The 12,480-nt window shown below is 61.1% G+C and carries 11 protein-coding genes; 9 read left to right on the top strand and 2 right to left on the bottom strand.

From position 1 onward, the window contains the following. Nucleotides 1–105 precede the first annotated feature (105 nt). The 9 genes from AGI3411_RS22585 to AGI3411_RS22545 all read left to right on the top strand — a co-directional run bounded on the left by AGI3411_RS22585 (nucleotide 106) and on the right by AGI3411_RS22545 (nucleotide 11,092). Nucleotides 106–1,689 carry an ABC transporter substrate-binding protein gene (locus AGI3411_RS22585; RefSeq protein ID WP_208748158.1) on the top strand — a complete coding sequence of 528 codons (1,584 nt, stop codon included), beginning with the start codon at nucleotides 106–108 and terminating at the stop codon, nucleotides 1,687–1,689. Between the two features lie 59 nt (nucleotides 1,690–1,748). Continuing rightward, nucleotides 1,749–2,693 carry an ABC transporter permease gene (locus tag AGI3411_RS22580; protein ID WP_129529566.1) on the top strand — a complete coding sequence of 315 codons (945 nt, stop codon included), beginning with the start codon at nucleotides 1,749–1,751 and terminating at the stop codon, nucleotides 2,691–2,693. A 77-nt stretch (nucleotides 2,694–2,770) separates the two neighbouring features. Then, nucleotides 2,771–3,562, top strand: coding sequence for an ABC transporter permease (locus AGI3411_RS22575; RefSeq protein WP_244240428.1), 792 nt, complete (start codon nucleotides 2,771–2,773; stop codon nucleotides 3,560–3,562). Next, nucleotides 3,562–5,232 carry a dipeptide ABC transporter ATP-binding protein gene (locus AGI3411_RS22570; protein ID WP_129529564.1) on the top strand — a complete coding sequence of 557 codons (1,671 nt, stop codon included), beginning with the start codon at nucleotides 3,562–3,564 and terminating at the stop codon, nucleotides 5,230–5,232. The genes AGI3411_RS22575 and AGI3411_RS22570 overlap by 1 nt, the downstream gene beginning before the upstream one ends. Further along, nucleotides 5,229–6,095 carry a carbon-nitrogen hydrolase family protein gene (locus AGI3411_RS22565; RefSeq protein ID WP_129529563.1) on the top strand — a complete coding sequence of 289 codons (867 nt, stop codon included), beginning with the start codon at nucleotides 5,229–5,231 and terminating at the stop codon, nucleotides 6,093–6,095. The genes AGI3411_RS22570 and AGI3411_RS22565 overlap by 4 nt, the downstream gene beginning before the upstream one ends. A gap of 57 nt (nucleotides 6,096–6,152) precedes the next feature. After that, entirely contained in the window at nucleotides 6,153–7,670 is a 1,518-nt protein-coding gene (locus tag AGI3411_RS22560; RefSeq protein WP_129529562.1) for a M81 family metallopeptidase, read from the top strand. A gap of 115 nt (nucleotides 7,671–7,785) precedes the next feature. Then, entirely contained in the window at nucleotides 7,786–8,697 is a 912-nt protein-coding gene (locus tag AGI3411_RS22555; RefSeq protein ID WP_129529561.1) for a MurR/RpiR family transcriptional regulator, read from the top strand. Nucleotides 8,698–8,991: 294 nt separating this feature from the next. Continuing rightward, the gene (locus AGI3411_RS22550) at nucleotides 8,992–10,317 is read left to right on the top strand and encodes an aspartate aminotransferase family protein (protein ID WP_129529560.1); all 1,326 of its coding nucleotides are present in this window, start codon (nucleotides 8,992–8,994) and stop codon (nucleotides 10,315–10,317) included. Nucleotides 10,318–10,384: 67 nt separating this feature from the next. Beyond that, nucleotides 10,385–11,092 (top strand): succinate dehydrogenase iron-sulfur subunit, encoded by a 708-nt coding sequence (locus AGI3411_RS22545; protein ID WP_244240427.1) that lies wholly within the window; start codon nucleotides 10,385–10,387, stop codon nucleotides 11,090–11,092. Here AGI3411_RS22545 and AGI3411_RS22540 read toward each other — a convergent pair. After that, complete coding sequence (locus tag AGI3411_RS22540; protein WP_129529559.1) at nucleotides 11,089–11,481, bottom strand: AraC family ligand binding domain-containing protein; 393 nt, start codon at nucleotides 11,479–11,481, stop codon at nucleotides 11,089–11,091. The two genes, AGI3411_RS22545 and AGI3411_RS22540, sit on opposite strands and share 4 nt — an antisense overlap. Nucleotides 11,482–11,561: 80 nt before the next feature. After that, the gene (locus tag AGI3411_RS22535; RefSeq protein WP_129529558.1) at nucleotides 11,562–12,395 is read right to left on the bottom strand and encodes an oxidoreductase; all 834 of its coding nucleotides are present in this window, start codon (nucleotides 12,393–12,395) and stop codon (nucleotides 11,562–11,564) included. Nucleotides 12,396–12,480 lie beyond the last annotated feature (85 nt).

Below are 12,480 nucleotides of genomic sequence, written 5' to 3'. Positions count from 1 at the left end.
GCGTGGGCCTTGCAGGTCCATAGGGCTGCGGACATTTCGCGAAACCACTCGACGGCTTCCCGGCCGTCCCGGGGCAGCAATTTTTGAGCATGACAGGAGAGATTGGTGAAGCCTCTTAGTATTGGCCGTTTAGCTGCATTGGCAATGCTTGCCGGATCGCTGTTCGTCACCGCGTCGGCGGCCGAGACAGTGTTGACCGTTGTTCCCCCCGCTCCCCTGCGCGTGCTCGATCCGATCCTCAGCACAGCGCAAATCGTGCGCACGCACGGTTTCATGGTGTTCGACACATTGCTTGGCATGGATGCCAAGTTTCATCCCCAGCCTCAAATGGCGGACTACGCCGTCTCCGACGATCGGATGGTCTATACGCTGAAGCTGCGGGATGGCTTGCTGTGGCATGATGGCACCCCAGTCACCGCCGAGGACTGCGTGGCATCGTTGAAGCGCTGGGGAGCCAACGACGGCGCCGGCCGGGTGATGATGGAACACGTTGCCTCCATCAAGGCGACTTCCGACAAGGAACTGGTCATCACCTTGTCGAAGCCGTTCGGGCACGTGCTGGAATTGCTGGCGAAGCCGTCCCCGGTTCCGGCATTCATGATGCCTAAGCGCCTGGCGGAAACGCCTGCCGGGCAGCAGATACCCGAAATGATCGGGTCGGGGCCCTTCAAGTTCCTGCCCAAACAGTTCCGCGCCGGCGACCAGGCCGTATATGCCAAGAACACGGCTTACGTGCCACGCGCGGAGCCGTCGAGCTGGACGGCTGGCGGCAAGGTGGTCAATGTCGATAAGGTGGTCATGAAGAGCATGCCCGATATGCAGACCACGCTCAACGCCCTGCAGGCCGGGGACGTCGACTTCGTGGAACAGGTGACCATTGACCTGCTGCCTCTGCTTGAAGGCAACCCGGACATAAAGATCGGAACCCTGGTAACGCTGGGCTCGCAGATCACGGGGCAATTCAATCACCGCCTGCCTCCGTTCAACAATCCCAAAGTCAGACGCGCGGCCGTACTGGCGCTCGATCAGAAGCAGTTCCTGCAGACCGCCATCGGCGACGCCAACTACTACCAGACGTGCCCGTCCGTTTACGGGTGCTCGGTTCCGATGGCCTCCGAGGCGGGAGCCGAGTATTTGGCGGGCACTCCGGAAGAACGCATGGCCAAGGCGAAGGCTGCTTTGAAGGAGTCCGGCTATGACGGCACGCCCGTCATGATCATGCAGCCCAGCGACTACGCCATTCTGAGCACGCAGCCGATCGTGGCGGCCGAGCGGCTGCGCGAGGCCGGCTTCAAGGTCAATGTGGTGCCGATGGATTGGGGCGCGCTGCAGGCGCGCAAGGACTCCTGGGCCCCCGTGGCGGAGGGCGGCTGGAACATGTTCTTCACGGCGTGGGGCGTCTCCGGTATCTGGAATCCCCTGGTCAATCCGTTGATCGACGGTTCCGGCAAGGACAAGGTGTGGGCGGGCTGGCGCACCAGTCCGCAGGTCGAGGCGCTGCGAGCAAAGTACCTTGTGGCGCTGGACCTGGAAAGCCAGAAGCAGATTGCCAAGGAGATCCAGCAAATCGCCTGGGATGAAGGGTTCTACTTCAACGGCGGCGAATACCGTTCGGTCAGCGCCTGGCGCAGCAACATACAGGGCACCAATGAAGGGCCGCTGAGCCTGTTCTGGAACATCCGCAAGTAATCCCGGCCGGAGGCGCCGCGCATCGCGGCGCCTCTGCGGATGAGCCGATGGAGTAAATCATGATTTCCTATTTTCTACGGCGCGTGCTGGCATCCTTGCCAGTTATGCTCTTTGTGGCCGTATTCGTATTTCTGCTCTTGCGCCTGGCGCCCGGGGATCCTGCGCAAATGATCCTGGGCGATCAGGCAACGCCGGAACAGATCGCCGCGATCAGGGAGCATCTCGGGCTGAACGACACATTGTCTCGGCAATTCATTCATTGGATTTCCAGCGTCCTCAGCGGCGACTTTGGCACTTCGCTGATCTCGGACCGGCCTGTCATCGAAATGATCGGCCAACGGCTGGAGCCGACGCTCGCGTTGGCGCTGGTGGCGATTGCATTGACCGTGCTGATTTCCGTCCCTCTCGGCGTGCTGGCCGCATGGCAACACGGAAAGCTCGTGGATCGGGCGGTCATGGTGTTCTCTGTCGTGTGCTTTTCGGTGCCGATCTTTGTGATCGGCTACATCTTGATTGGTACCTTTGCCGTCCGGATGAACTGGTTTCCCGTGCAGGGCTATCGTCCGATTTCGGCGGGCTTCGGGCAATTTGCGCACCGTGTCATCCTGCCCGCGCTGGCATTGGCGTCGATCTATATCGCTCTGGTGGCCCGCATGACCCGCGCCTCGATGCTCGAAGTACTGCGCGAGGACTACGTGCGGACCGCGCGCGCAAAAGGCCTCGCCGAATACACCGTCTTGTTTCGTCACGCATTGCGCAATGCGGCGATTCCGATCCTGACCGTGATCGGAACCGGATTTGCCATGATGGTTTCCGGCGTGGTGGTGACCGAGACCGTATTCAATGTGCCTGGTTTGGGAAGACTGGTCGTCGATGCCGTGCTGGCGCGCGACTACCCGCTGATCCAGGCGATCATTCTTTTGACTGCCGGGACGTATGTCGTCATCAATCTGTTGGTCGACCTGTCTTACGCGATCACCGATCCAAGGATTCGATACCAATGAGCGCGCTTGCTACTACGGCCCCCTCGCGAGGGGGAATCAGGCACAGATTGCTGGAAAACCCGCCCCATTGGACCACCGTGCTGGCGCTGATTGTCCTGGCGCTGATTGTGATCATGGCGTTCTCCGCGCCCTGGCTGGCTAATTTCGAGCCGACCAAGATCAACCCGGCTCAACGATTGAAGCCGGCGTCGGATATCTGGTGGCTGGGTACGGATGCGTTCGGAAGAGACCTGTACTCGCGTGTGGTCTACGGCGCCCAGGTGTCGTTGCTCGTGGGCGCGGGGGTGACCGTCGGCTCGATAGCCGTGGCGCTTCCGCTGGGGCTATTGGCCGGTTGGTTCCGTTCGGTAGACACGATATTGATGCGGATGATGGACGGCTTGATGGCCATCCCCGGGATTCTGCTGGCGATCGCCGTGGTTGCCTTGATCAAGGGCGGGATCGTGACGGTGATCGTGGCGATCATGCTGCCCGAGATTCCCCAGGTGGTCCGGCTTGTCCGGTCGCGCGTGCTCGCCGCTCGCGCGGAAACCTATGTCGATGCAGCCATCCTGCTCGGGACGCCCAACCTCAAACTGATACGCCGCCACCTGCTGCCTTCCACCATTGCGCCGCTGGTCGTGCAGGGCACCTATATCTATGCGTCGGCAATTCTGACCGAGGCGGCACTGTCCTTCCTGGGCGTCGGGATCAGTTCGGAAATTCCGACGTGGGGCAACATCATGGCGGAAGGCCGGGTCTATTTCTCAATGAAGCCCTGGCTGGTCTATTGGCCCGCGGTGGTGCTCTCGTTGTGCATTCTCTCGATTAATCTTCTGGGTGACGCCTTGCGCGATCGCCTGGATCCGAAGATGAAGGGCCGCGCGTGATGGCGACGAACACTGATGTATCTCCTGTTCTGTCCGTGCGCGATCTGCGAGTACAGACCTGCGGCAGGAAGCCGACGGAAATCCTCAAGGGAATCTCGTTCGATATCTACCCGGGCGAGACGGTGTGCCTGGTTGGTGAAAGCGGTTCGGGAAAATCGGTGACTTCGCTTGTCACCATGGACCTTCTGCCCAAGGATGAGTTGGAAGTAACGGGCGGAAGCGTGTTGCTCAACGGCGAAAACATACTCACCGCCTCGGGCAAGCGCACCCGTGCGCTGCGCGCCTCGACAATGGCGATGATATTCCAGGAGCCGATGACTGCGCTCAATCCGGTGCTGCCGATCGGCCTGCAAATGGACGAGGTGTATTGCGCGCATACAAAAATGAGGCCGGCCGAGCGCAAGGCCGCGGCGCTGGCGGCATTCGCGTCCGTTCAATTGCCGGATCCCGAACGACTTTATGCAAGCTATCCCCACCAATTGTCCGGAGGGCAGCGCCAGCGAGTCATGATCGCCATGGCCTTGGCGCTCCGGCCGAAGCTGCTGATCGCAGACGAACCGACTACTGCGCTGGATGTCACGACTCAGAAGCAGATCCTGAGCTTGATCCGGAAGCTGCAGGCTGAGCAAGGCACGGCCGTGCTCTTCATTACGCACGATATGGGCGTGGTGGTGGACATTGCGGATCGGGTCTGCGTCATGCGTCGAGGTAGCCTCGAAGAATCCGGTCCCGTGCTGGATGTCCTGTCCCGGCCACAGAAGGACTACACGAAAGACCTGCTGCATGCCGTTCCCTCGCTATCTCCCAGGGCGGCGCGGCGCGCGGGAGACCGCAAGCCCGTGCTGGAGGTCAAAGGCCTGCACAAGCGCTTCGAAATGCGTTCGGCGTTGTCGAAGCTGCTGGGCCGGCCAGGACACAACGTGCATGCCGTGCGCGATGTCCAGTTCGAGCTCTTGCGCGGGCGCACGCTGGGCATCGTCGGAGAAAGCGGTTCCGGAAAATCCACCGTGGCACGCTGCGTACTGCGCCTGGAGGATCCTTCCGATGGTCATATCGTGGTCAATGGCCAAGACATTGCACGCCTGCGCCACAACCGGGAATTGGCCAAGGCGCGTATGTCGGTGCAAATGGTGTTTCAGGATCCGAACCGCTCGCTCAATCCGCGCCTGCGCATCGTCGAGAGCATGATCGAAGGGCCTCTGAACACTGGAGAAGCCCGTGAAAGCGCCGTTGCGCGAGCGGGCGAACTGCTGGAGACGGTCGGGCTGCCACGAAACAGCCTGGACCGGTTCCCTCACCAGTTCTCCGGCGGACAGCGGCAGCGCATCGCAATTGCCCGGGCCTTGATGATGAACCCCGATGTGATTGTGGCCGACGAGGCCGTGTCGGCGCTGGATGTGTCCATTCAGGCTCAGGTTCTCGAATTGCTGGCCGACATCCAAAGCCGGAGAAACCTGGCCCTATTGTTCATTACTCACGATCTGAGGGTCGCCGCGCAGATATGCGACGAAATAATGGTCATGCAGCGAGGCCAGGTCGTGGAATACGGAGCTGCTTCGGATATTTTTCGTACGCCCCGCGAACAGTACACGCGTGACTTGATCAATGCCGCGCCAGGACGCGATTGGGATTTCCAGCGCGGCCAGCGGTTCGTGGAGGAGTCATCATGATCAGGGCTGCGCTGGTGCAGTTTGAACCCCGGGCGCTGGATCCAGCCAGGAATTTCCAGCGCATGGCGGATGCGATCGACGCGGAAGGGAAAGACGCCGATTTGATTGTCTTTCCCGAACTTTCGAATACGGGATACGTTGAGCCCGTCGCGGCGGGGGGCGCCATCGAGGCCAAAGTCCCCGATTTCGGCCTCGCGTTGTGGGAAGCGTGCGCCGAACTGGGTGGCGAGGAAATACGAAACCTGTCGGAACTCGCCGCGAAGCATCGTGCTTACCTGGTGTTGGGGCTCGGGCTGCGCGATCCGCAGATGCGGGGCGTGATGCGCAATGCGTCCGTGCTGATCGGGCCGCAAGGCATCGAGGGGGCTTACGTCAAGGTCCATCAATGGCACAACGAGAAGCTGTACTTCAAGAAGGGCGACCAGATCGGAACCTGGCCGGGCCCCGGATGCCGATTGGGGATGCAAATCTGCTATGACATCCGCTTTCCGGAGATAACCCGAATCCTCGCGCTGCAAGGGGCAGATGTCGTTACCAACATATGGGCGTCGTCCGGGGTGGGCGGCGTACCGGTAGCCGACGAAGGCCTGTTCATACACCGAGCCTACACGCGGGCCACTGAAAACGGCGTGTTCTTCCTCAGTTGCAATCGCGCGGGAGTGCAGGCTGGACATCGCTTTTTCGGCCGTTCTTGCGCCGTCGCGCCCAATGGGCGGGTAATCGGCGCGCTGGAGCACGACAGGGAAGACGTGCTTCGCGTGGATATCGACCTGCAGGAGGTCGCGCGATACCGGGCGTTCACTGGAATATGGACGGACCGGGATCCCGAGCTCTACGCGCGCTATCTCACCGCGAGCCGTTGATCGGCAGCGGTGGCAATTCGTGATCGATTTATATCCCAGGATTAAGGAATCCAAGGCATGAACACGCATAATGCAGCCAAGCAATACCGTATCGCCATTGCCGGGTTTTTACAGGAGTCGGTTACCTTCATCGACGAACTCACCACGCTCGCGCAATGCAAGGCCGTAGAGATCGCGGCTTCAGGGCTGGTCGAGACGCTGCGGGGAGCCAATACCGGCCTAGGCGGGATCATCGACGTTTGCGAGCGTGAGAATGCAGAAATCGTGCCCTTTTTCGCGGTTAACGGCGGCGCCGCAGGTCCGATAAGCGACGAGGTCTATGATCATTACGTCGACAGCCTGATCGAGGGCCTGAAACAGGCTGGGCCGCTCGATGGCGTGCTTCTGGACCTTCACGGCGCAATGGTCACGCCGACGCGGCTGGATGCGGATTGCGAAACGCTTGAACGCGTTCGGGCGGTCGTCGGGCCTGACGTGCCCGTCATGGTCGCGCTCGATTACCACGCCAATCTGGATGCCGATACGATTGCCCAGGCTTCGGCGGTATTCGGATACCATTTTTCCCCCCATACCGATATGGGGCAGACCGGCAAACGCGCGGCCGAGTGCTTGTTCCGGACATTGCGCGGCGAGATCGATCCGGTGATGGTTCTGATCAAGCCCGGTGTCATGGTTCCAAGCATCTTCAGCGCTACCGGGCTGGAGCCGCTTAAATCCATCGTGCTGGAGTCGATTCGCCAGGCGGAGAATTCCGACAGCTACCTGGATATCTCGGTCTTCGCGGGCTTCTCCTATGCCGACGTACCAAACTGTGGCTTTTCCGTCGTGGTGGTGACCGACCGCGATGAAGCCCGGGCTTTGGCTATTGCGGAGGATTTCTCGGCGCAGATTCTGAAAAACCGCGAGGCGCTCAGTCATCGCGAATTGGTTTATTCCATCGAGAATGGCATCAACAGGGCCAGAGAGCTGGTCGCTTCGGGACGTCGTCCTGTCGTCCTGCTCGAACACGCCGATCGGATGCACGACTCCACGTATGTCCTGCGCGCCGTGCTGGACCAAGAATTGCCGAAGGTGGCAGTGCCATATCTCTGGGATCCAGCCGCAGTGGCCGAAGCCATGAAGGCGGGGGTGGGGGCGGATGTGAAATTGCAGGTGGGCAGCCACAGCAACGAGCGCGCAGGAGGCCCGGTCACCCTGTCTGGGAAAGTCGTGCAAGCAGGGAGGGTCACGTATCGGGCGACTGGGCCATATTCCACGGGGCGGGTCGTCGAACTGGGAAATACGGTGGTTATCGACACGGGCAAAGCAATGGTGTCCCTCACGTCCTTGCCTAGCACTGCGGTGGACGATGATTGCCTGACGCAGTTTGGCCGGTCCTTGAACGAGTTCGATTATGTTGTCTTACGCTCGAAGACCCATTTTCGCGCATATTTTGAGCCGGTGTCGGCGGACATCCTCATCGTAGACACCCCGGATTGGGGGCCGGCCGACCTGACGCTGTTGCCCTATCGGCGGGTGCCGCTCGATACAACTTATCCGTTCAACGCGCCGCCCGAGAGTGGTTCGGCAGGCTGACGAGCGAATGTTCGCGGGCAGGGCCATGCGGAAACAGGCGGCGGTTGGCTGACGTCAGGGTGTGCAACAATTTCCTCGCTGTCCAACAACCATTACCGTGCTACCAGCCAAAACCATGCAGACGACGGAATCCGCCACGCCACCTGAAAGCCTCGACGAACTGCTGACCCATCTGCGAAAGAACTTTGCCAGTTACAGTTCGCAGTTTCAGGCCGGGGTCCGGTATCTCCTCGACCATCCGCGCGAGATCCCGCTCTTGTCCATGCGCAAGATTGCGGCAGGGGCCGGGGTCAAGCCTGCCACCCTGGTGCGCCTGGCCCAGTTCCTCGGTTTCGACGGATGGCAGAGCCTGCGCGAGCTCTTCGTCGAATCGGTGCGTGGCGGCCCGCAGCCCTACACAAAGCGCGCCAAGGCGCTCATACGCGTCAGCGGTTCGCGAAAGATGCTTTCCGAGATGCTTGAAGTGCAGCATCGCAATCTGGACGTAACAGGCGGAAATAATGGGGATTCCATCTCCGTCGCGGTTGATTTGATCAGCTCGGCGGCCAATGTTTACGTCGCGGGCTTCCGGTCGTGCTTTCCCGTCGCCTTCTCGTTCCATTATGTGTATCGCCTGTTCCGTCCAACGGTGCATCTGATACGGGGAGAGGCTGGCACTCTCGAGATGGACTTGCGCTCATTGACGAAAAAAGATGCGGTCGTCGTGGTGAGCTTTGCGCCGTACTCGATGGAGATCCTGCGCGTGGCGGATGCCGCCCATGAGGCGGGTTGCCGGGTGGTGGCTCTGACCGACAGCACGGTGGCGCCTATTGCACTGCGTGCCGATTGCACGCTTCTTTTCCCCGTGGACAGCCCATCGTTCTTTCCTTCCATCACGGCTGCCGTCGCGCTTTCCGAGGCATTGGTAGAACAGCTGCTGGCAAAGAAGGGCAAGGGCGCCATCAAGGCCCTTGAGCAGAGTGAAGACCAGTTGCATCAGACAGGCGCCTATATCCCGCCGCAACGGCATGGGAGTTCCGAAGCCTGATTCGGGCGATGGCCGCCGGCATGACTGCGTCGGCACGGAAGGCAGATTCGACAAAGAGCGAGACGATCCTGGCAGGGATATGGGTGTGCGTGCGCCCGTATGCCCGCCGGATTTCGATTTAAAAAGATTCGAATGTTTCTTGTGAGAATTTAATGATTCATTTGTTGCGTTGGGGTGCCAGCGTGCCTATACTCGTTTCATTCGTGCGGTAGCGCCGCGAGCGTACAAAGGCGCCGCGGCCGCCGCTCATTTAGGCCTATCCGGCCCCACCCGTTGCCGGTCCAGGAGCCCCAGATGTCACATGTTTTTCATCGCAATCCAAAAATTGACCTGCCCACCGCGGTGGCCGGTCAAGGCATGGAACTGATAGACAGCAACGGCAAGCGCTACATTGATGCTTCCGGCGGCGCCGCGGTTTCGAGCCTGGGGCATGGGCACCCCCGGGTGATCAGGGCGATCCAGGAACAGGTAGGGCAGCTGGCCTACGCGCACACTTCTTTTTTTACGACGCAGACGTCGGAGGATCTGGCGAGCTTGCTTGCCGCCGCTGCGCCTGGCGACCTGAATCATGTGTATTTCGTCTCGGGCGGCTCCGAGGCGGTCGAGGCTGCACTGAAGCTGGCGCGGCAGTACTTTGTCGAAATTGGACAGCCCCAGCGCAGGCATATGATTGCGCGTCGGCAGAGCTACCACGGCAATACGCTGGGCGCATTGGCGATCGGCGGCAACGCCTGGCGCCGGGAACCTTTCCTGCCGTTGCTGGTGCCGGCACATCATGTGTCGCCGTGTTTTGCGTATCGCGAGCGCCTGGATGGAGAAACGGACGCGGCCTACGCTCAGCGTCTCGCGGACGAGTTGGAAGCAAAGGTCGTGGAACTGGGGCCGGACACCGTTGCGGCCTTCGTCGCGGAGACCGTGGTGGGGGCAACCGCAGGCGCGGTCCCGCCGGTCGCGGATTACTTCAAGAGGATCCGAGCCGTTTGCGACAAGTATGGCGTCCTGCTGATTCTGGACGAGGTGATGTCGGGAATGGGACGCACCGGCTATTTGTTCGCTTGCGAGGAAGATGGTGTAGTGCCTGACCTCGTCACGATCGCCAAGGGGCTGGGCGGAGGCTACCAGCCCATAGGCGCCACATTGTGCACCGACCGTATTTATGACGCGATTGTGGGCGGCAGCGGCTTCTTTCAACATGGGCATACCTATATCGGCCACGCAACGGCTTGCGCCGCGGCCTTGGCTGTACAGCGCACGATCGTCGAAGACGGCCTGCTGGAAAACGTGCGCGCTCGAGGAGAGCAGCTGCGCAATGAATTGCATGCGGCTCTACGGGATCATCCCAACGTTGGCGATATACGCGGACGAGGCCTGTTCGTTGGCGTGGAGCTGGTCGCGGAACGCGCCACCAAGGAGACGCTGGATCCTGCGCGAAAAACGCATGCGAAGTTCAAGGCGCAGGCAAAGGACAACGGCCTGTTGGTGTACCCGATGGGCGGGACCGTCGATGGCGTGCGGGGCGATCACGTCCTGATAGCGCCGCCGTTCATTGCGAGCGAGGCGGACATCGGCCATATCGTCGACCGATTCGTGCAAACTATGAGCGACGTGCTGCCACGGTAGGCGCTTGTCTGCAGACCTCTCTGCTACGATGATTCGGCTGCCAGGGCTCCCAACAAAGGAGTGCTTCGTGACCAGTCGCCGAAAAATCGAAATCTACCGGTACGACCCCGACAAGGACGCCGCTCCATACATGCAGGCATTCGAGGTCGACGTCGCCCCGGGCGACAAGATGCTGCTCGATCTGCTCGTGCACCTCAAGGGCATCGATGACTCCATCGGTTTTCGCCGTTCCTGCCGCGAGGGAGTCTGCGGCTCGGATGCGATGAACATCAACGGCAGGAACGGGCTGGCGTGCGTTACGAATCTGAACGAGCTGCCCGGGCGGATTGTCTTGAGGCCTCTTCCCGGCCTGCCCGTCATCCGCGACCTGATCGTCGATATGTCGGAGTTCTTCACGCAGTACCAGTCCATCAAGCCCTATCTCATCAATAGCGATCCGCCGCCCGAGCGCGAGCGCTTGCAGTCCCCCGAGCAGCGCGAGGAGCTCAATGGCTTGTACGAATGCATTCTGTGCGCGTGCTGTTCCACTGCCTGTCCTTCGTTCTGGTGGAATCCGGACAAATACGTGGGGCCGGCGGGCCTGTTGCAGGCCTACCGCTTCCTCGTCGATTCCCGTGATCAGGCCACCTCGGAACGCCTGGACAATCTGAACGACCCGTATCGTCTTTACCGCTGCCACACGATCATGAACTGCACCGATATCTGCCCGAAAGGGCTGGACCCGTCCGGGGCCATCGGCAGGATCCGCGCGATGATGGCGCGGCGGATGATCTAGCCGCAGGAGGCGCCCTCGTCGCCGGCGTCCCTGGGGCGCCAGGCGCCCGGAGGATTGTGCACCAGGGTCAGGAGCACGACGGCCGGCACATGTGCATGAAGGCTGTGGGGTTCTTCGCCCTGCAGCATGACGAGCTGCCCTTCGGCGAGGGTGCATTGGCGTTCCGGGGTTTCGACATCGACACGTCCGGCGAGGCACTGGAGCGTGAGCACGCCCGGCACGTGATGCGAGGGCATTCGGTGCCCGGCGGGCAAGACCAGCCGGATCAGCTGCAACTCGGTTGTGCGCAGCAGGCTGATGCTGACGGGCGGTTCCGGTTCCAAGGACGGCTGTGGCTGTCGATGAAACAGGTCGATGACTTCCAAGGGACTCGCATGTTTCAGCGCCATGGGCGACTCCGGTGTCGAGAACGGGAACGATGAAATTGTACCGGGCGGGCCTCGGTTCGCCGGCAACTGCGCCAAGGAACTCAGCCGTCCGTCGATACGGTGAGCGTCTCCCAAGCGTGGCGCTCGTCTTCCAATGCGGCCTGGTTGGCGCGTACAAGAGCCAATGCATCGCTGCCGAGCAATAGATGCGCCGGCGCGCGATCCGCCGCGATCAGGGCAAGCATCGCGCGCGCCGCCTTCACGGGATCGCCGAGTTGCTTGCCGCTCTTTTCTTCCCGCGCCCGCCGGACGGGGTCGAAGGTGGCGTTGTAGTCCGGGATCGAGCGAGGAGTCCGCGTCATCGAGCGTCCCGCCCAGTCCGTGCGGAAAGAGCCCGGCGCCACGGCGGTTACGGAGATGCCGAAGGGGGCGACTTCCTTGCCCAGGCTCTCCGAAATCCCTTCCAGCGCGAATTTGCTACCGCAGTAATAGGCAATCCCGGGCATCGTGATGAGCCCACCCATCGACGTGATATTGAGGATGCGGCCGCGCCGACGCGTGCGCATGAAGGGCAGGGCGGCCTTTATCATGGCGACGGCACCAAACACATTCACATCGAACTGCCGGCGCATCTCGGATAGCGGCGATTCCTCCAGCACGCCTTCGTGCCCGTAGCCCGCATTGTTGACCAGGACGTCGATGGGGCCGATGTTCGCCTCGATCTCCGCGACCACGCCGTCAATGCGGTCGAAGTCGGTAACGTCCAGTATGCGTCCAAAAGCGGACGATGCCGAAAGGGACTCGAAATCTCGCTTGGCCTGTGCGCTTCTTACCGTTCCCGCCACCTTGTGGCCCGCGGCTAGCGCTTCCTCGGCCAGCGCCCGGCCGAACCCGCTGCTGACGCCCGTGATGAGCAGAATCTTGCTGGAAGCCATGCTTGCTTCTCCAAAACGTTGTGTGGAGAATGCAGGTTAGTCTGACAAAACAAGGCGTATAAGCTGTATATCGCTGTATTTATTG

The organism is Achromobacter agilis, from assembly GCF_900496965.1.
In the GTDB taxonomy this organism is placed as follows: domain Bacteria; phylum Pseudomonadota; class Gammaproteobacteria; order Burkholderiales; family Burkholderiaceae_B; genus Achromobacter; species Achromobacter agilis.
This window is presented reverse-complemented; position numbering and strand designations above follow the sequence as displayed.

Coding starts and splice junctions, on each gene's coding strand:
- AGI3411_RS22580 (WP_129529566.1), top strand. CDS start 1,749: ATGATTTCCTATTTTCTACGGCGCGTGCTGGCATCCTTGCCAGTTATG.
- AGI3411_RS22570 (WP_129529564.1), top strand. CDS start 3,562: ATGGCGACGAACACTGATGTATCTCCTGTTCTGTCCGTGCGCGATCTG.
- AGI3411_RS22565 (WP_129529563.1), top strand. CDS start 5,229: ATGATCAGGGCTGCGCTGGTGCAGTTTGAACCCCGGGCGCTGGATCCA.
- AGI3411_RS22560 (WP_129529562.1), top strand. CDS start 6,153: ATGAACACGCATAATGCAGCCAAGCAATACCGTATCGCCATTGCCGGG.
- AGI3411_RS22555 (WP_129529561.1), top strand. CDS start 7,786: ATGCAGACGACGGAATCCGCCACGCCACCTGAAAGCCTCGACGAACTG.
- AGI3411_RS22550 (WP_129529560.1), top strand. CDS start 8,992: ATGTCACATGTTTTTCATCGCAATCCAAAAATTGACCTGCCCACCGCG.
- AGI3411_RS22540 (WP_129529559.1), bottom strand. CDS start 11,481: ATGGCGCTGAAACATGCGAGTCCCTTGGAAGTCATCGACCTGTTTCAT.
- AGI3411_RS22535 (WP_129529558.1), bottom strand. CDS start 12,395: ATGGCTTCCAGCAAGATTCTGCTCATCACGGGCGTCAGCAGCGGGTTC.